Source organism: Desulfosporosinus burensis (assembly GCF_054657535.1).
In genome coordinates this window covers 40,935-58,851 of the sequence record NZ_BAAHYN010000001.1, presented here as the reverse complement: position 1 = coordinate 58,851, position 17,917 = coordinate 40,935, and the positions used below count along the sequence as shown (strand labels likewise).

The following is a 17,917-nucleotide window of genomic DNA, read 5'->3' as shown; positions in this document are numbered from 1 at the left end:
GCCCCATGAAGAGGATACCCCTTCTTGCGGTGTTAGTTTTATTAATACTTACCATAGCATCCCCTTTAAGGGCAGCAAACCTTTCCATCCCTCAACCGAGCAGTGAATTTTTCGTTTTAGATCAGGCCAATGTTCTGGATCAAACTACGGAACAGATGATTGTTCGAACCTCTGCCGCGCTGGAGCAAAAAACGAAAGCTCAGATCGTGGTTGTCACGGTAAGCAGCCTCAACGGAACATCACCTGAGGAATATGCCTTAGCTATCCTGCGGGGATGGGGGATCGGTGATGAGAAATTGAACAATGGTCTGCTCATTCTTGTGTCTCCAACGGATCAAGTCTCTCGGATTGAGGTCGGGTACGGGCTGGAAGGAGCCTTGCCGGATGCTAAGACTGGCCAGATTCAGGATAAGTATATGATCCCGTATTTTCAAAAGAATGATTATAACGAGGGAATCCTGAATGGATATAGTGCCTTAACTCAGGAGGTGGCTAAAGAGTATCAAGTAATCTTAGAAATCAATTCGCCAAAAGCGTTCCCCGATCCATCTTTATCCGCAGCGAATAAGCCCCTGCCAACCTGGGCTAAAGTTATTTTCTTTATCCTGATCATCCTGTTGTTTTATGTCGACCAGCGCTTGTTTAAGGGTTTCTTCTTCGGTTTAATTTTGGGAATGTTATTCCGGGGCAGAGGAGGAGGCGGCGGAGGCGGTGGATTCGGTGGCGGCGGTGGTTCAGGTGGAGGAGGAGGCAGCTCCAGACGTTGGTAATTCCGAAAGTCGGTAGTTTTACCGACTTTTTTAATAAGAGCGGAAAGCCTATTTAACAATATTTCTAAGGAAACTGATCGTTTGGTAACAGAAGTTTTGAATCTTAGACAGTGAAGGAGGGCCATTATTCAAACTTTATGTAGACGCATACCGATTAGAATTGTCCCAGAGGGTAGATAATAAGTCGAAAAGAATATTATAGGCGACTGGGATTATCCAATTGTCAAGAGAATAATAGAAACCCATGGGGGCCACATCAGTGTCTGAAGTAAACTAGTTGAAGGAACAATATTTTACGATTATCTTGCTAACGGAAAAGAAGATGCATGGAGGAATTTCAGCATGAACCATCTACGAATCCTAGTTGCCGATGATGAGGAGAAAATACGCCAAGCAATTGGTATATATCTAAGAAAAGAAGGTTTTACAGTCGGTGAAGCTGTAGATGGCGAAGAAGCACTGAAAAAGTTCCGCTCTGAACCTTGGGATATCATTATCCTCGATGTAATGATGCCAAGAATTGACGGTGTTAAAGTTTGTGAGGAGATTAGGAAGTCTTCTACAGTTCCTATCATCATGTTGACGGCGAAGAATGAAGAAGTTGACAGAATCCTCGGCTTAGAAACAGGGGCTGATGATTATATGGGAAAACCCTTTAGTCCCAGGGAACTGGTTGCCAGGATCAAAGCCGCCTCGCGAAGAGCTTCACCCAAATCTGCGCCTGATCAGCATATTTTGACGTTCACTGGAATGAGAATAGATTTGATTAATCGGGATGTCTTTGTTTTGGACGAACCAATTTATTTAACGCCCAAGGAATTTGACCTCTTATCTATTTTGGCCAGGTCTCCTAAGCGAATCTATAGCAGAGAGCAATTATTAAGTGTATGGGGCATCGACTATTATGGTGATGTGAGAATAGTAGATACTAACATTAATCGCTTAAGGGATAAATTGCGAGTTCCCGGTGCACCTTCATTTGTTAGCACAGTGTGGGGCAGGGGATATAAGTTTGAAGTAATTGAGACTGAATAGGGATTTATGAAGAATATAAAGTACATGTGTTTATACAGATGAACATTTTTCAAGGCTCAGAACATTTGATAGTTCTGAGCCTTGATATTTTCGTTCTGGAGTTTTTGTATACTACATCGGGGCCTTAACGCATCATTTGATGTTCTCCAGAGCCATCTGAACTGCCTGAGTTATCTTGCATAGGTATTGGCATAGATTCTGACAAACCACCGCTCTTATGTTGGCTGCCAGGCATTGTGTATCCGGAAGATGTTGACTCTTCAGCTTTGTTGGGAAAGCTTTGACTTGATCCTGACTCAGAGGAATTCTTTGCTGGGGTACTCTCACCAGTCATCGGATTTCCCATTGAGTTGGACATTTCCTCGTGCATTTCGCCTTGAGGAGATATGGACATGCTCTCTTTCGGGAAAAGTGAAATTAAAGTGGTATTTGCCTCGGCCAACATATGAAGGGCATCCTTCGAATTAGAACCATTGGTATTTACAATTAATCCTCGTTCCAGAATCCGCTTATATATCTGATAATGATTCACACTCATACCAAGGCTTTGAGCCGTTTTTTGGGTATTTTCATCTGTTTTACTAACCATCATGTTAGCAGAGATGTTCTTCTCAAGCATATGGCGTTCGATAGAGTCTCGGAGTTTCACTTGATCGATAACATCTACCGATTGATTATCCATGGGTATAATGCTCGTCAGGATCAGGGTGTTACCTTGATTAAATACTCCTTGATTATTCGCTTTATCGATAATCAGGTCTACAGCAGTATAGATGTCCATTCCTTGAAGTTGAAGGTTCGATGGTGTATTTCCGGACCCTTGAGTTACATCGATTACATCAAGAACTTTAGCTTCACGGTCAATTAATAGTTCCAAACTTGTGTCCATATCCATCACAACAGCCGCCACAGCAGTGTTAGGCCCTGAGACTATGTTGAAGACACTTAGAGTCAAGGCGAGTAGCAGGATTGCAGCGATAGAACCAAACTTGAGGAGTCTATGACTTAAAGGTTTATGCATAGGTAGCTCGATTTCAATAACCTGTCCGAGGGCAGGAGTGGTCTTCGGCGTTTTGATTTTCAAATAGTCACCGCTTTCAGTGTAAAGGATGGTGGCTTTTTTTGATGTCTTCATGACAATGCCTCTCGTCTTCTTCATTAAGCTAACCCCTCTCTTTAAGTTATTAATCTATCTGAGTGAAACTTTTCAAAGATACGAATTCTGGATCCGATAGAATTAGAGCTGTTGCGATCAAATATTTTCTACCTCTTTCTAGAACCTTTCGCTTCACGCCTGTAAGGAGTTCTAACTCTTTGAGCGGTAAAAGCTTAGTTTTAGTTAGGTGTTTTAATAAATTAGGGTGCGTACAAAGCTCTTGGGCAACTCTCCATAGAGTTGCCTTACTGTCTCTATGCTTCGGGGAAACTTCGACTAAGTCTTCCAATGTTATTCCGTACTCGGCTAGTACAATGGTATAGTTTTTTGTTGTCTCAGCAAAATCATTTTTTTGCTCTTCTTCTTTATATAATTCAAAAGATGATGCTGAATCATAATCATATAGATCATTTTTGTCAGCCCCCGATGGAGTAAGAGAGAGCACTTGGTGTTTAGACTCTTTGCGAAAGTAGTCTATCAACCGCCTGGTAATAACTGTCCTAGCAAAACCGTAGAAAGACGCTCCGTCGTTAGGATTAAAACTGTCAATAGCTTCATTAAAAGCGACTAGAGCGATGCTTAGCTCGTCATCATGTCCCCAGGTGAGATAGCGTTTACAGATGTTGAAGCAGATTTTTATGATAAATGGCTTGTGATTTTGTATGAACTCTTCTCTAATAAGTTTGTTTCCTTCTTTGACTAGTAGTAAAGTTTGCTGAATCGTTAATTCTGGCACTTCAACCCCTCCACTTAAGGATATTTTCGTATATGTATCAGAAATTTTAGGGGGTACCCAGTGAAAAAAGTTTGTCAAGAAAATTTCTCAACCTACCCCTCGATAATTAAACAGGTGTACGAATACTTTAGCGACTACAGGAGGTGACAGCCAGACTAAAGATCACAAATGGGTTCAAGTATTAGATTTACAAAGCAAACACCAAGTAATGGATTATGAAAGGATTTGAATGAATTATGAAAGGATTTGAATGAATTATGAAGAAGAGAGTTTTAATGGTTTCATTATCAATGGTTATGGTACTTGGATTGGCAGGGATCGTGAACGCTACTACAATTGGCAAAAATACCACGGACATGCAGCCAAGAGTTTCGAACGCACAGACTTATATGGACAACAATGATGTCACAAGCACGGAAGTTGAGCAGGTAGAAACCACTCAGCCTGATCAAACAGTTCCATCCCAGACAGATGTCTACGATCAAATGAGGAGTTCGAACGTGTCCATGAATGATCAAATGCAAAACATGCCCCAAAATACTCAGATGCAAAACATACCCATGAATACTCAGATGCAAAATATGCCCATGAACACTCAAATGAGTGACCAGATGATTAATTCCCAACACACGCAAGGAATGGTTGAAACGAACAAGCCGAACAATTCTAACGCTTCTCAACAGCCAGCCCAAAAATCAAGTGGCAACAATATGATGGGATCCAAGGGAAGTATGGGAAGATAAGTGAGATCAGGCAGCTTACATGGCTGCCTGATTTTTTCGATGAAAGATAATCTTTGTCAGAAACGTAAACATATGTGTCATAGGTGTGCGGACGAATGCCGTAAGATCTAAGAAAGGCTCAGACCGATTATTAAGGGTCTGAGCCTTTCTATATCTTTCCAAGTTCTAGAAATCAGTCGAGTTTTCTTGAGACGATTAGAATACTTAAAGCGTCAACATGAGCGACGATCTCGTTAGCAATGGAAAATAAGACTAAGTTTTTCGGCTGGACTTATTGAAGGCCACGTGATTTCCACCTTGCACTGATTACGGGAGCCCTAGACTCAAGATACCAGATTTTTATGAACTTACTATGAAAAACTTATGAATTTCTTGTGAACAGAAGCCATAATATTGTTTGGTTCTGTTAGAGAAATTATGGTAGCTAGTCCTAGCTTCCACTGGCAGCACGGAAGATTATCAGGTGTTTATGGAATTAAAAAAAGCCCAGGGGCTTGGGCAAAGAAGGTTGTTATACTTTTTTTTGTAATTGTCAATAAAAAGTGAGCCATTAACGTCAGAAGAGAACGGTTCGGGTTAGGATTTTTCGAGGGGATGGCGCACGTTATCGATTCAATTGGACTTCAGCACTGTGGAGTTCGAATCAGTTTATTGCTTAGAGGGATTCTGAATCAATCAGAGTCCCTTATTTAATGGGAAATTTACAGTTTTGCTATGAGTTGTGACCAAATTCGAGAGAAAATTCATAACAAATTCATAAGTCATTCACAGCATAATCGAATTGATTAAATATACTTAAGACATAAAGACAGGGTTGCTGTGAAAACATTCTTGGTTGAAATTAAAGGAGGAAAAAGAAATGAACAAGACAAAATGGATTGTAGGACTCTCAATTTCAAGCGTGATAGCGCTTTCAGGTACGGCTTTCGCCCTAACCTCTGGTTCAGGTGCCGTGAAATCGTTGGGACAAACTCTTGGATTCACACAGACAGTTGAAACAACGACACAGAGTAGTCAGCTTGGGACACCTCAACCTATAACTTTAGCACTGTCTTCCCCAAATGATAACTCTGATGTGGCTACCACTCCAGGACCCAACGGATATGGTGGAGGCTATGGAATGATGGGAGGCTTCGGTACTAATGGGAATGGTGGAGGCTATGGGATGATGGGAGGCTTCGGTGCTAATGGATATGGTGGCGGTTATGGCATGATGGGAGGCTTCGGTGCTAATGGATACAGTGGCGGTTACGGTATGATGGGCGGAGGTGGTTACGGCATGATGGGAGGCGGCTATGATGCAAAAAGCTTAGGTGTAGACCTCACAAATGGCGAAGTCACCACATCTGATCAAGCAGTAGCCATTGCTAAGGCTTATATTCAAAAATTTAACCAAGACGTCGTTGTGGCCGAACTTTATGAATTTGCAAATGGATATGAAGTAGAGCTCAAAGAGGGAGCGACAGGGGCTAAAGCCTATGAAGTTATGGTTTACAAGAATGGCGGACAGATCATAACTGACATGGGTCCAAATATTATGTGGAATACAAAATATGGACATATGAATTGGGGAAATAACGGGGCGGTTACAGTCAGCGAAGAACAGGCCACGAAGAGTGCTCAAGAGTTCGTAACCAAATTGGGCCAAGGATATTCAATCGGAAAACCAGAACTAGCGCCTGGTTACTATGAATTTATGATTCAGAAAGATGGTAAGGATTACGCGGAACTTGATGTTAATGGATACACGGGTCAGGTTTGGTTTGAAAACTGGCAGGGACCGATTCTAAATACTATTGACGCAAAGTAATAAGGGAATTAGCCAGCGAAAGCAACAAAAGGGCAGTTACCCCTGGGAGAAACTGCCCTTTTATTATTAAGCTAACAGCTATTCTCTCAGATATACCGTTGTTTGTTATCTAGCAAGTTCTTCGTAAACTTCAGGTGGGGTTAGAGTCAATCCTTCGCCGCGAAGTGTTCCTTATAGGATAGACGGCTTCGGCGAAACCAATCCTCAGCGCGAATGTATTCGTTCAGGACTGTGTGCTTTCGGCGATACTCATCCTACGGCGCTAAAGTATTCGTCACTGGCTCTGCGCCTTCGGCGAAACCCTCCACCGGAGGCTTTCGTACCTGAAGCCTTGATGTTCAGCTTTAGCTGAACGAGTTCACTGTTTATAAAGAACCGTTGTCATCATCCCGCCTCCCGATTTAGACATGTTATTGGTCATATGGTGCGGTATATGGCAGTGAAAAGGCCACTGGCCGGGATTATTGGCCGAAAACTCAATATCCCAGGTATCCCCAGAAGCGACTAATATATTGCTTCGCAAAAGTTGTTGACCGGGAGAAATCCTGTTACCATCAGAAGCGGTTACATAGAATTGATGGCCGTGGAGATGGATTGGGTGGGCGGTTTCCATGGCATTACTCAAACGAATTCGAACATTCTCACCAGTACAGACTTCTAGTGGCGTGGTGTCTGGAAAACATCGCCCATTAATTGTAAAGAAATTATAGTCCATATTGTAAGGATCGAGATCATAGACACCGGGTGTATATCCGCGCATGGGCTGTTTGTCGACATGGAACTCTTGGAACATGAGGAAGTAATCACGATGAACGCAGCTTGGTTGGTCTGGTTCCAAAATAATCAGGCCGCCTTGTAGGCCCATCATTTCCTGACGCAGCGCATCCAAATGAGCGTGATACATGTGAGTACCGGGTGGATTATTAATCTGAAATTGATAGTCAAAATAGTTTCCGGGTCCAATCTCAGGGCTAGTTGTCATACCAGGGGCACCATCCATGACGTTTGGAACATCTAAACCGTGCCAGTGCACGCTAGTTGATTCGGGAAGCCTGTTGAAAACACGAATATTGACAAAGTCCCCGGGATAAACATGGATAGTCGGTCCGGGTGTACTACCATTATATCCCCAAGCATTAATGTAGAGTCCAGGAAGAATCTCCCGTTGTACGGGTTGGGCAATTAACTCAAAGTATTTTACTCCATTTCTCAAAATAAAGGGTAAGCTGGGGAGATCTGGCGAGACCACCATATCCGTTCACGTCCTTTAGCATTTTAGGAAAGTATATGTTCAAGTCTTAGAATAGGTTCGCGTGAAGTGATCGTCAATTAGAGATTCTCGTTCATGGGAAATTCATATTTGTGTAGTATCATTAAGTGGTATTCAGAAGGGGGTTGAGATCGTTTCATTCCATTCTTACATTACCTTTAATATGAAACATAATAATTAAAGTGCTGAATCTGAGCTTTTGGATGCTCAGAACGGGGGATTTCATGTGGGGTGAATCATGTGTAGAACATGTAGGGCTTACACCTTTAGCCCGAATCCGTCAACTAACCTCGTAAGCAAAGAAAGGTGGACAACTTAGTGTTAATTCCCAAGAAAAAGTGGTTTAGTGGGGTTGCCCTTGCGGGTGTTATTTTGACAAGCAGCTTAACGGGGATAAGCCCATCTCAAGCTGCAATGCTCAATTCTCAGGATGTCCCAAAGTTTGATACAGTACAAACTACCATACTCAAAAATCCTCCTTTGGCAGTTTCTACATCGAAAGTATATTCTCAAAGAATGCGCGAGGCATTTAATTGGACACCTAAGATCGAGGTCAAAACGAACGTGTCACAAATACCTGAAAGTAATAATGTTCCTGACGAAAAGCAAACGTCAACTCCTGTTGAAACGAAAACTCCAGCTTCGGTGGGCAAGACGACACAAAAACCTCAGACCGTTAAAAAGCCTAGCGCTTCTTCGCAGAAGGTGGCCTCTGGGACTAAACAGGTTCCAGTATCCCAAGTGTCTAGGGGAAGTTTAGATGTGGACAAGCTCATTAGCCGTGCCCTAAGTTTACAAGGGATTCCTTATGTTTGGGGCGGAACGAGTCTAAAAGGATTTGATTGTTCCGGATTTGTGCAATATGTGTTCAAAGCTTCCGGGATTACTCTACCTCGAGTTGCCGCCGATCAGTACAAACTTGGCACACCTGTCAGCCGTAATGAGTTAAGACCTGGAGATCTCGTTTTTTTCCAAACCTATGCCCCAGGTGCTACGGATGTGAGGATATATATTGGTGGAGGGCGTACAATCGGAGCTGCTAGTAAAGGAGTAGATATTCAGAGCTTGTCGGATAGCTATTGGGCAAAACGTTATCTAGGCGCTCGACGGATTCGATAAGAAAACTGTAAGAATAGCAATGCCTGACAGTTGGATGCGTTGCATATAAGAAGGGATCCTGAACATCAATCAGGGTTCTTTCTTCATGAGAAATTTTCAATTTTTTTAGAACATAATTTTATCAAATTAACAGAGAAATTGTGTTAATACAAGATCTAACCTTAAATAAGGATATTTTAGGCTGATTTTTGGAATCATAACACCAGTTTGTACGAAATATTTGGTTCATTGCTAAGGGAGATAACAAGCCAAAGATTTTACCTAATAAAGGAGAGATGTGAAATGAGTGGTTGCTGTGGACATTCAAATAAAGGTCATTCTGGAGGGAATGCGTTGAATCCACATGATGGTACTGTATTAAAAATTGAGGGAATGACTTGTGGTCACTGTAAGAGTTCAGTTGAGAAAGCGTTATCAAATGTACCTGGTGTTTCTCAAGCAGAAGTCGATTTAGCTCGTAAACAAGCAGTAGTCTTAGGAACGACTGAACGTTCATTACTTATTAAGGCCGTAGAAGATGCTGGTTATAAAGTCATAAACAGTTAATAAGACCAAACATCTGGAGTAACAATATGCTGAGATCCATATATATTCTAAGGCAGAATCAACTGAGGCGACAGATTTTTGTCCATGAGTTGGTGAATCTGATATTGCAAGTGTTCTAATTAAAGTGGCTGAGGAGCTATTCCTCAGCCATTTTAATCTTTTATGGAAGCTGGACGATGAATTCAGTCTCATACCCGACTTTTAAAAAAATTTCGAACCTACCCCTCGATAATTAAACAGGTGTACGAATACTTTAGCGACTACAGGAGGTGACAGCCAGACTGAGAATCACAAATTGGTTCAAGTATTAGAGTTACAAAGCAAACACCAGCAACGAATTATGAAAGGATTTGAATGAATTATGAAGAAGAGAGTTTTAATGGTTTCATTATCAATGGTTATGGTACTTGGATTGGCAGGGATCGTGAACGCTGCTACAATTGGCAAAAATACCACGGAAATGCAGCCAAAAGCTTCGACTGCACAGGCCTATATGAACAACAATGATGTCACAAGCACCGAAGTTGAGCAGGTAGAAACCACTCAGGCTGATCAAACAGTTCCATCCAAGACAGATGTCTACGATCAAATAAGGAGTTCCGCCGTGTCCATGAATGATCAAATGCAAAACATGCCAGTAAATACTCAGATGCAAAACATGCCGATAAATACTCAAATGCAAAATATGCCTATGAACACTCAAATGAATGACCAGATGAATAGTTCCCAACACACGCAAGGAATGACTGGAACGAACAAACCGAACAATTCTAACGTTTCTAAACAGCCAGCCCAAAAATCAAGCGGCAACAATATGATGGGATCCATGGGAAGATAAGTCCTAAGACGTGGATATATGGAAAAAGAAAAGTAGTGGCTGAGGAAATCTAATCCTCAGCCACTACTTTTATCTCTTTAGGAAGCTGGACGATGAATTCAGTCTCATGCCCGACTTCACTCTGTACGGTGATCGTGCCTTGATGGAGGTCTGTAATCTGACGGACCAGCGCCAGACCAATTCCGGTTCCCCCTGTCTCACGGGTTCGAGATTTGTCAGCTCGGTAAAAACGCTCGAATATTAAAGGGAGATCGTCTTCTGAGATGCCTAAACCTGTGTTTGTAATCTTAATTTCAGCAAAATCCGGTGTTTCTGTAAGCGCGACGGTAACCTGACCGCCTGCGTTAGAGTACCGATAAGCATTATGCACCAGATTGTAGAAGAGCCGGGTCAGAAGGCGCTCGTCCCCGGACGTAGTCACGGATTCTTCCGAGGCGTTCCAATTTAGAGTTAATTCCTTTTCCTGGATGAGGGGAGAAAGGCTGCGAATGACTTTTTCAAGAAGATGCTTTAAGTCCACAGGTTCGAGGATGAGCTGTAAAGCACCGATTTCTGCTACATTTAAGTCTTTTAGATCGCTGGACAAGTCTACTAATCGGTCAATCTCCTCATGAATGGAGGAGAGATTTTCTTGATTAGCTGGAAGGACGTTGTCTTGAAAGGCTTCAATATAGCTTTTGATCGAGGTCAAGGGAGTGCGCAGTTCGTGGGCGATATCGGCGGTAAACTGTTTGCGGAGGGTTTCTTGTCGATCCAAATTGTCGGCCATCATATTAAAAGCGTTCGCCAGTTGCCCTACCTCGTCTTTGGAGCGAAGGTCAACGCGTTCGTCAAGGTGCCCATGACCAATACGATCAGCAGCTTTCGTTAATCGTTTGAGTGGAGCGACGAGTTGACGGCTTGTAAAGTAACTGAGAATAATCCCAAATAGAAGCGCCAATCCTCCAGCGAAGAGTAGAGAGCGAAAGACTGAGGATTGGAAGCGGACATCTTGGGGATTGAGAATTTGTGCGGTTGCAGGGTAGCGGACCTGTGCGATGGCTAAAGTCCCGAGGGGTCCTGACACCGTAAGGGTTTTTGTTTTCCAACTTGTCGTGGAATAGGAGGACATACCCATACCCATACCCATGCCCATTTCGCCTTGTCCATGCATCATATCTTCCATGGTGTTGCTTAAAGTGGCGATGAGCTTGCCGTTCGGATCTGTCAGAGTTAACACTGTACCCATTGGGAGGGAGTGAGTAACTTCGTCCAAAGACGTAGGATCCCAAGTACCCTTGGTCTGATAAAGGGCACTTAGACGAGAGGGTAACTGTTCTAAGATTGTTTCATTCGCCTGGGTTAAATAAACACTAAACTGTTGGTTGAAGACAAGTTTCACGGAAAGCATGCTGAAGGTTAGAGTAATTATCGCGATGATCAGGGTGGAAAGAAACAATTTAGTTCGCATTCTTATCCCCCCGCACTTGGATTGAATTTGTAGCCGATACCGTAAACGGTCATAATAATTTGTGGGTTGCTGGGAGTCGTTTCGATCTTTTGCCGAATCTTCTTAATATGGGCATCAATCACGCGGTCATCTCCGTCAAAGTCGTGCCCTTGGACAATTTCCACCAATTGACCTCGAGATAACACCCGTCCGGGGTATTTCGCTAAGGCACCAAGGATCTTAAACTCGGTTGGAGTTAACAAGATTTCTTGATCGTTAAGCCGAATTTCATGCTGGATGTTATCGATGGTGAGGCCATTATCATAGGAAATTACGTCAGCAAGGGGTGAAGTTTCGTTATTGGTTCGTCGTAGAACGGCCCGAACACGGGCAACCACTTCTCGTGGGCTAAAGGGTTTCGTAATGTAATCATCCGCACCGATACTTAATCCTTGGATGCGGTCCTCTTCTTCGACTCTTGCGGTGAGCATGATAATAGGTGCGGAGGATATTTTACGAATCTCGCTACAAATTTCTGTCCCAGACATGCCTGGAAGCATTAGATCAAGGATGAGTAGATCAAAAGGATTTTCTTTAAACATGGTTAAAGCGATTAGGCCGTTAATGGCCGTACTTACCTGAAATCCTTCCTGTTGAAGATAGGCTTTGAGAACGGTCGTGATCTTTTTTTCGTCATCAACTAGTAAAATTCTCATTAGTTGTCAAGCTCCCATCAAAAATGTATTGAGATCATTATACAAGAGGACGGCTATCTTCGGCAATTTCGCTGAGGCCCGTAATAGTTGGCTGAACTGTTTTTACCACGCTGATGCGCGCGACGTGTACCAATAGATTATCAAGATATGTTATTTATTAGCACTGCGGCATTTCAGTCTCGAATTGCTTGATCAATATCTTTCTTATATGTCCGCATAAACATTGCGGCTCTTGTTTGTCCTTTAACAATTCTGGACTAAGGAATTAAGTCTTGGAACATGATAAAAGAGGTATGGAACACATACATTTGCTCAAAATGGGTGTTTATATCATTCTTCATGAAGGTAAAAGAGTACGAAGCTAAGAAGGGATAGTTGGAAATTATATCCTGAAAGGTGGGCTTCATCTGCACTTAATGCGATTTAAATATCTTCCTTTAATCGGGACGATAAGAAACTATAAGAAGGAATATTTTAGTAAAGACTTGATTGCTGCATTGACCGTGACAGTCTTAGTTATTCCACAGGCTATGGCTTATGCCTTGATCGCGGGTGTTGACCCGGTTTATGGTCTATATACGGCCATAGTATCAACGATTTTCGGTTCGGCATTCGGAAGCTCGAAACACTTGATCGCTGGACCCACCAATGCCATTGCTCTACTTGTAGCAGGTAGCATGAGCCCCTATATGGCACAAGATAACGCCTATCAATTGCTGTTTTTAATGACCTTTATGGTCGGCGCCTTACAAATACTCTTTGGAGTCATTAAGCTGGGTAAGGTGATCAATTTCGTGTCCCATTCCGTAATAATAGGGTTTACTGCTGGTGCAGGGGTTTTAATCGCGCTCGGTCAACTGAGTACACTCCTGAGCATATCTATCAAAGATTCATCACATATGTCGACAATGACAAAGTTTTATTACGTCTTAACCCACTTAGGCCAAACCAACTTGTATGCACTCGGACTTGGAATAATGACAATGGCTATAATATTGATTTGTAAAAGGATAAATAACAGCTTGCCTGGTGCCTTAATTGGAATTATCATACCAGTCATTTTTATTGTGATTTTTGATTTAGATCAAAAAGGTGTAAAACTCACTGGCGCTATTCCTTCCTCATTACCTCCCTTTGTAAGGGTACAATTCAGCCTAGCAGGTATACAGAGCATGTTTGGTGGTGCTATAGCGATTGCCATTATTGGACTGGTAGAAGCCATATCTATTGCCAAATCCATTGCAAGCACCTCACATCAGAAAATTGATGCAAACCAGGAATTTATTGGACAAGGTATAGCAAATGCTGCAGGTTCTTTCTTTCAGTGTTTTGCAGGATCGGGTTCCTTTACACGTTCTGCAATAAACTATCATAGTGGTGCAGCTACCAGAATTGCTGGAATCCTATCAGGTGTGCTCGTTGCACTAGTTCTAGTATTCTTTGCCCCCTATGCCAAGTATATTCCCAATCCATGCCTTGCCGGGGTAATCATGGTTATTTCATACAACATGATTAACAAAAAGGAAATTAATCATATTGTTAAAGTGGGTAAATTCAAATCTGATTCACTGGCCATGTGGTCAACCTGTTTGGCAACAATTTTCATGTCGCACCTAGATTTTGCAATTTACACGGGAATTGCGATATCTATTGTCTTGTACCTGAAAGATACAAACAAAGTACCCGTTAGAATTCTTATCCCGTCACAGGGAGAGAATTTTCAAATTATTGAAATGAAAATTGAATCTGTCCATGAAAAGGTCGATATCTTAATTATTGAATTAGAAGGAAATCTGTACTTCGGTTCAGCAGAGGATCTTGAAGCTAAACTTGATGGCTTAGTCGATAAAGCCAAGGCGTTCATCTTAAGAATGAAATATGTTACATCTGTTGATTTAACATCACTTAATGCTCTGAAAATTTTTATTAGAACCGTAAGAGAAGCAGGTGGTATCCTGATCATCAGTGGTGTAAAGTCAGAGCTAAACTCCTTGCTTAAGAATTCAAATGTTACGTCATACATCGGGGAAGATAACATTTTCATGTCGGAGAATGAAATTTTTGCATCGTCCACTAACGCTTTAGAGAAGGCAAGAGCAGCTATAAGCTGTGATCTCGATGATAACGGACAAAAATCTGCATCGTGTACACTACTAGAGTCTGATACAAATTTTAATGGGAGTACCAGTGGTACAAACAAAAGACCTTAATAATCAAGTTGGAAATGCCAACAAAGTAAACCACTCTTGTCTCATAAAGATAGCCTACCTCTTTCATCTTTGACGCTACGAAAGAACTTTTATTTCCTGAAATTATATTAACATAAAAAGCCTAAACGAGTAGACTTAACAAAAACATCGGGTTCGATCGTAAAGACTGACCCCAAATAGTCATGTTCTTTAGCGTAGACCCCCATTCTAAACCAAGAGGGCTAGCCGTGAATACTGGCATATTCGAAAGGAGCACTAACTGAAGGATACAAAGACTGATCTGTCAGGTGGTCTATATCTTCATTAACATTAGGCCGCAATTTTAATGCGCCAAGGCTTACGGATACTTCACAAACATCGGGCGAACATAACGGCGAGTAGTGCCGGGTTTAATGTATACTCCGAACTGAGATTATATAACAGTAGGAGATGACCAAAATGACCAATAATGGTAGGGTCTACAACAAAGAGTTTAAACTGGAGAATGTAAGAGTAATTATTGAGAAAGGCGGAGGTGAGTTGTTACAAGGCTTCCAATTAGGTTTAAGAGATTACAACTGCGACAAACCTTGGAAGAAAACGAAAAGCGTTTTCCCGATCTAAAAAAAGAAACTGTTGAAGCATCGTTGGCTTTAATTAGAACAGCTGCCAATCTATCAAAAGCTTTTGAGCGTCATATATCAACCTTTAGTTTGACCGAGAGCTGCTTAGACGTCCTCATGCTGTTATATAGTGAACCCCAATGTATTTTAGATCTTTTTGTTCTAAGTAAACGAGTAGAAAAATCTAAGCCAACGATAAAACGTTTTATTGACGGTCTTGAAACTTGTTAAACGAGTAAACTATTTTAATGACCTACGCAAGCAACGAGTTCAATTAACCCCAGAAGGACTGAGCTTGCTGGAGCAAATGCTTCCTTCATATTACCAAGTAACAGATTATTTAATGTCCGGTTTAAGCGCATCGCAGCAGTCACAGTTAACTGATTTATTAAATCAACTAAAAAAATACTTACAGACCATCAATTATCGAGGCGATGAGTGTGAAAATAAAGATAATTGATTATTCATTTGTGGTAAAAATGTAAATTCGAAATAGAATACACAATTCCGAATACACGACAATTCTTATTATAAATCGCAGTAGCATTCACAGTTATATTTAGTGAAGGAAAAGTGGCTTACAGCTATTAAAGCTATGAGCCACTTTTCTAAAGTTTAGGAGCCTGCGCTTATCACACAACTTACATGCGCATTCCCATTCGTACTGTAAACGTAAGGAAATTTAGAATACCGAAGAGCAAGATGACGACTAAATATGGCATAGCTACGGATAGGGCTTTACTCGTACCATAGTTCTTTTTAGCAATTCGATAGGCAGTGTACATAGAACCGAAAGTTCCGGCGATGACTAAGACGTATTGCATTATTTGAATCGACGGGTCAGAAACGAAGTTGGTTGGCCCCTCAAGATGCACTCCAAATAGCCCCATGAACGTGTAGTAGATTGATTTCCCTTCCGCCAAAAGGTGGAACAAGTTATGGGCCATGTGGGCTGCGAGGTCAAGCGGAATGACAGCATATCCAAAACGTGCGAAGGCATTTCGCATAGTCTCACTAGTAAAACGCTTAGATACTGCAGTCGCTGCGAAAAGAAGTAATACCGGAGTAGTCATAGCGATTATAAAGAGAATTGTAAAGGCGACATCTTTACTAATATCTAATGACAGCTCGGCCCACTTAAGGTAGGACTGGTAAAAGTCCAACATGGTAATATTCTGCACAAAGACAATCCCGACGATAACAATAGCTAAGAAAGACTCTTCGAAACGTGCTCTGGTCATTGACCAAAACTCGCTGGTTGGTTTGCGGGAAGTAAGTTTAATAGAATCATGGGGGCAGCTTTTGATGCAGTTCCCACAGAGATTACAGTTGGCGCTATTTTCCATGGCCATAGGGAATTCAAACATCGGGCAGCCAGGAACTTTAGAGTTTCCCTTGTAACAATCTCGAGTTGTACAAGTTTTACAGGTTTCTTTGTCGGCACGAAGCTCTAGCATACCAGCTCGGGAATAGTTGCCGGACAAACTTCCGAGGAAACATAAATAACGGCACCAGGTACGGCGTTCAAAGAACATTGCGGTTACCATTACACCGCCTAAGATGAGTAACAAGAGGGTGCCAGATCCTCGGGGAGATTCCACTATCCCCCAGACGTGGTCAGACCAGGTAATGAAAATGAAGGTTATATCAATGATCCATAGTCCATATTTCCTCAGAAAATTCGGGACTTTTCGGTTGGCCCCAAAAAGCTTCTGTGTCAAATCGCTCACCCAGCCAAAGGGGCAGACGCCGCACCAGAACCGTCCGAATAGAAAGAAGAAGAGGGGTAAGAGTGGCCACCAAAGAACCCAAGTAGCGGCAGTACCGAAGTTATCGTGGCCGCTTGTGGGTCCTGCTAGAGTTTCGACCATGATGACCGCGAAAACAAGCACGGCAGCCCATTGGAAAATTCCTGGATAAAGGGAACTTTGTAAAAACCACTTGAGGGGTTTAAACTTTAGGAAGTTTCTAGTTTGGGGGGATTTAGGTTGTAATGGTTGATTCATTATTGAACCTCCTTTAAAGCATTTTGCTTACGTTTTAGGATTTGAGCTATAATACCGGCCAGTACGACGAATCCGCCAACACTTCCGATGAGGATCCAGTTCGGGCCTGTCTTGGTGACGTTAAGTGGTACAGTGACCGTGGTTTTCCCAAGAGAAGGAGAAGTGATTTGAATTTCCTGGCTCCAATCGCCCTGTTTGGTTGGGGTGAGGGTGATTGTGTACATTCCAGGTTCCATATTGTCTAGTTTAGCTTTTCCTTGAATGGAAGTGTCTGAAGACATGCTCATGCCAGGCATGCTACTGCCCTTATTACCGTCCATATGCATCAGGTTCACATTCACTGAAGCATCGAGGACAGGTTGTCCAGTTGCCTTATTTTTAACGGTAATCATGAGGTTTACAGGCTGATTTGGGGCAGGGTTCTCAGGGGTAAATTGCACATTCACTTGAAACTTGTTATCGCTGGCAACTGCTGCATTCATAGAAGTAGTACCTTGTTCAGAACTAGAAGAAGAGTTGTCGGACATGTTCATGTCTGACATGTTGTTGGATGAGGCGGGTTTACTATCTGCTAATGTGGGAAGGGCAAAAATTAAAAGAGAGAATAGAGTTAATACTATAAGTGACGATAATTTCTTTTTCACGATGCACGCTCCTTGAAAATTTATTCAGGATAAGTTTATATGCAAAGTCTGTGCCAACTTCGAGGCAAGAGGCTCAAAACACGAAGTTCGAATTCGGAACTTGAGTGAATGAACATCACTTAATGTCGTACATCGAGTTATTCCATTGGAGAATAGTCCTAAACTTTGATTAAAACTTAAAATTTAATTTAAGGGAAATTTTCAATAAGAATATAGAGGGCTTATGATGAAATGAAATAAATTAGTTTTAGGTTAAAAAACTGCGGGATTTCCCACACTATGGTGTA

The 17,917-nt window shown here is 42.0% G+C and carries 18 protein-coding genes and 1 riboswitch; of the genes, 11 read left to right on the top strand and 7 right to left on the bottom strand.

Features of this window, described 5'->3' with window-relative positions; all coding sequences use genetic code 11:
- Nucleotides 1-5: 5 nt before the first annotated feature.
- Together ACYQ3Q_RS00330 and ACYQ3Q_RS00325 are read left to right on the top strand one after the other, a co-directional pair.
- Nucleotides 6-770: a TPM domain-containing protein gene (locus ACYQ3Q_RS00330; protein WP_459926689.1), complete on the top strand. Its 765-nt coding sequence runs from the start codon at nucleotides 6-8 to the stop codon at nucleotides 768-770.
- Nucleotides 771-1,112: 342 nt separating this feature from the next.
- Complete coding sequence (locus ACYQ3Q_RS00325) at nucleotides 1,113-1,805, top strand: response regulator (RefSeq protein WP_459926688.1); 693 nt, start codon at nucleotides 1,113-1,115, stop codon at nucleotides 1,803-1,805.
- A gap of 124 nt (nucleotides 1,806-1,929) precedes the next feature.
- On the opposite strand, the gene ACYQ3Q_RS00320 is transcribed toward ACYQ3Q_RS00325, so the two are convergent.
- Entirely contained in the window at nucleotides 1,930-2,964 is a 1,035-nt protein-coding gene (locus ACYQ3Q_RS00320) for an anti-sigma factor domain-containing protein (protein WP_459926687.1), read from the bottom strand.
- 25 nt (nucleotides 2,965-2,989) lie between these two features.
- Entirely contained in the window at nucleotides 2,990-3,697 is a 708-nt protein-coding gene (gene sigI / locus ACYQ3Q_RS00315; protein ID WP_459926686.1) for an RNA polymerase sigma-I factor, read from the bottom strand.
- A 257-nt stretch (nucleotides 3,698-3,954) separates the two neighbouring features.
- On the opposite strand from sigI, the gene ACYQ3Q_RS00310 reads away from it, so the two are divergent.
- Together ACYQ3Q_RS00310 and ACYQ3Q_RS00305 are read left to right on the top strand one after the other, a co-directional pair.
- Nucleotides 3,955-4,440: a hypothetical protein gene (locus tag ACYQ3Q_RS00310; protein ID WP_459926685.1), complete on the top strand. Its 486-nt coding sequence runs from the start codon at nucleotides 3,955-3,957 to the stop codon at nucleotides 4,438-4,440.
- An 859-nt stretch (nucleotides 4,441-5,299) separates the two neighbouring features.
- Complete coding sequence (locus ACYQ3Q_RS00305) at nucleotides 5,300-6,250, top strand: peptidase (RefSeq protein WP_459926684.1); 951 nt, start codon at nucleotides 5,300-5,302, stop codon at nucleotides 6,248-6,250.
- A 358-nt stretch (nucleotides 6,251-6,608) separates the two neighbouring features.
- Here ACYQ3Q_RS00305 and ACYQ3Q_RS00300 read toward each other — a convergent pair whose 3' ends face one another.
- On the bottom strand, nucleotides 6,609-7,502 hold the full coding sequence (locus tag ACYQ3Q_RS00300) for a multicopper oxidase family protein (protein WP_459926683.1): 894 nt from the start codon (nucleotides 7,500-7,502) through the stop codon (nucleotides 6,609-6,611).
- A gap of 191 nt (nucleotides 7,503-7,693) precedes the next feature.
- Nucleotides 7,694-7,834: riboswitch (cyclic di-AMP (ydaO/yuaA leader) on the top strand.
- A gap of 4 nt (nucleotides 7,835-7,838) precedes the next feature.
- Here ACYQ3Q_RS00300 and ACYQ3Q_RS00295 point away from each other — a divergent pair.
- From ACYQ3Q_RS00295 to ACYQ3Q_RS00285, 3 genes are all read left to right on the top strand, one after another.
- On the top strand, nucleotides 7,839-8,639 hold the full coding sequence (locus ACYQ3Q_RS00295) for a C40 family peptidase (protein WP_459926682.1): 801 nt from the start codon (nucleotides 7,839-7,841) through the stop codon (nucleotides 8,637-8,639).
- A 333-nt stretch (nucleotides 8,640-8,972) separates the two neighbouring features.
- A complete protein-coding gene (locus ACYQ3Q_RS00290) occupies nucleotides 8,973-9,185 on the top strand; it encodes a CopZ family metallochaperone (RefSeq protein ID WP_459926681.1) in 213 nt (70 codons plus the stop codon).
- 361 nt (nucleotides 9,186-9,546) lie between these two features.
- Nucleotides 9,547-10,023: a hypothetical protein gene (locus ACYQ3Q_RS00285; RefSeq protein ID WP_459926680.1), complete on the top strand. Its 477-nt coding sequence runs from the start codon at nucleotides 9,547-9,549 to the stop codon at nucleotides 10,021-10,023.
- A 49-nt stretch (nucleotides 10,024-10,072) separates the two neighbouring features.
- Here ACYQ3Q_RS00285 and ACYQ3Q_RS00280 read toward each other — a convergent pair whose 3' ends face one another.
- The gene (locus ACYQ3Q_RS00280; protein ID WP_459926679.1) at nucleotides 10,073-11,473 is read right to left on the bottom strand and encodes a sensor histidine kinase; all 1,401 of its coding nucleotides are present in this window, start codon (nucleotides 11,471-11,473) and stop codon (nucleotides 10,073-10,075) included.
- Between the two features lie 2 nt (nucleotides 11,474-11,475).
- Nucleotides 11,476-12,168, bottom strand: coding sequence for a response regulator (locus ACYQ3Q_RS00275; RefSeq protein ID WP_459926678.1), 693 nt, complete (start codon nucleotides 12,166-12,168; stop codon nucleotides 11,476-11,478).
- Between the two features lie 416 nt (nucleotides 12,169-12,584).
- Here ACYQ3Q_RS00275 and ACYQ3Q_RS00270 point away from each other — a divergent pair, with 416 nt between their 5' ends.
- The 4 genes from ACYQ3Q_RS00270 to ACYQ3Q_RS00255 all read left to right on the top strand — a co-directional run bounded on the left by ACYQ3Q_RS00270 (nucleotide 12,585) and on the right by ACYQ3Q_RS00255 (nucleotide 15,440).
- The gene (locus tag ACYQ3Q_RS00270) at nucleotides 12,585-14,378 is read left to right on the top strand and encodes a SulP family inorganic anion transporter (RefSeq protein WP_459926677.1); all 1,794 of its coding nucleotides are present in this window, start codon (nucleotides 12,585-12,587) and stop codon (nucleotides 14,376-14,378) included.
- A gap of 438 nt (nucleotides 14,379-14,816) precedes the next feature.
- Nucleotides 14,817-14,981: a hypothetical protein gene (locus ACYQ3Q_RS00265; RefSeq protein WP_459926676.1), complete on the top strand. Its 165-nt coding sequence runs from the start codon at nucleotides 14,817-14,819 to the stop codon at nucleotides 14,979-14,981.
- Nucleotides 14,948-15,211, top strand: coding sequence for a hypothetical protein (locus ACYQ3Q_RS00260; RefSeq protein ID WP_459926675.1), 264 nt, complete (start codon nucleotides 14,948-14,950; stop codon nucleotides 15,209-15,211). The genes ACYQ3Q_RS00265 and ACYQ3Q_RS00260 overlap by 34 nt, the downstream gene beginning before the upstream one ends.
- Nucleotides 15,212-15,275: 64 nt before the next feature.
- Nucleotides 15,276-15,440, top strand: a complete 165-nt coding sequence (locus tag ACYQ3Q_RS00255) for a hypothetical protein (RefSeq protein WP_459926674.1) — start codon at nucleotides 15,276-15,278, stop codon at nucleotides 15,438-15,440.
- Between the two features lie 181 nt (nucleotides 15,441-15,621).
- Here the strand turns inward: ACYQ3Q_RS00255 and ACYQ3Q_RS00250 are convergent, their stop codons facing one another.
- Together ACYQ3Q_RS00250 and ACYQ3Q_RS00245 are read right to left on the bottom strand one after the other, a co-directional pair.
- A complete protein-coding gene (locus ACYQ3Q_RS00250) occupies nucleotides 15,622-16,986 on the bottom strand; it encodes a 4Fe-4S binding protein (RefSeq protein WP_459926673.1) in 1,365 nt (454 codons plus the stop codon).
- Nucleotides 16,986-17,630, bottom strand: a complete 645-nt coding sequence (locus tag ACYQ3Q_RS00245; protein WP_459926672.1) for a hypothetical protein — start codon at nucleotides 17,628-17,630, stop codon at nucleotides 16,986-16,988. The genes ACYQ3Q_RS00250 and ACYQ3Q_RS00245 overlap by 1 nt, the downstream gene beginning before the upstream one ends.
- Nucleotides 17,631-17,917 lie beyond the last annotated feature (287 nt).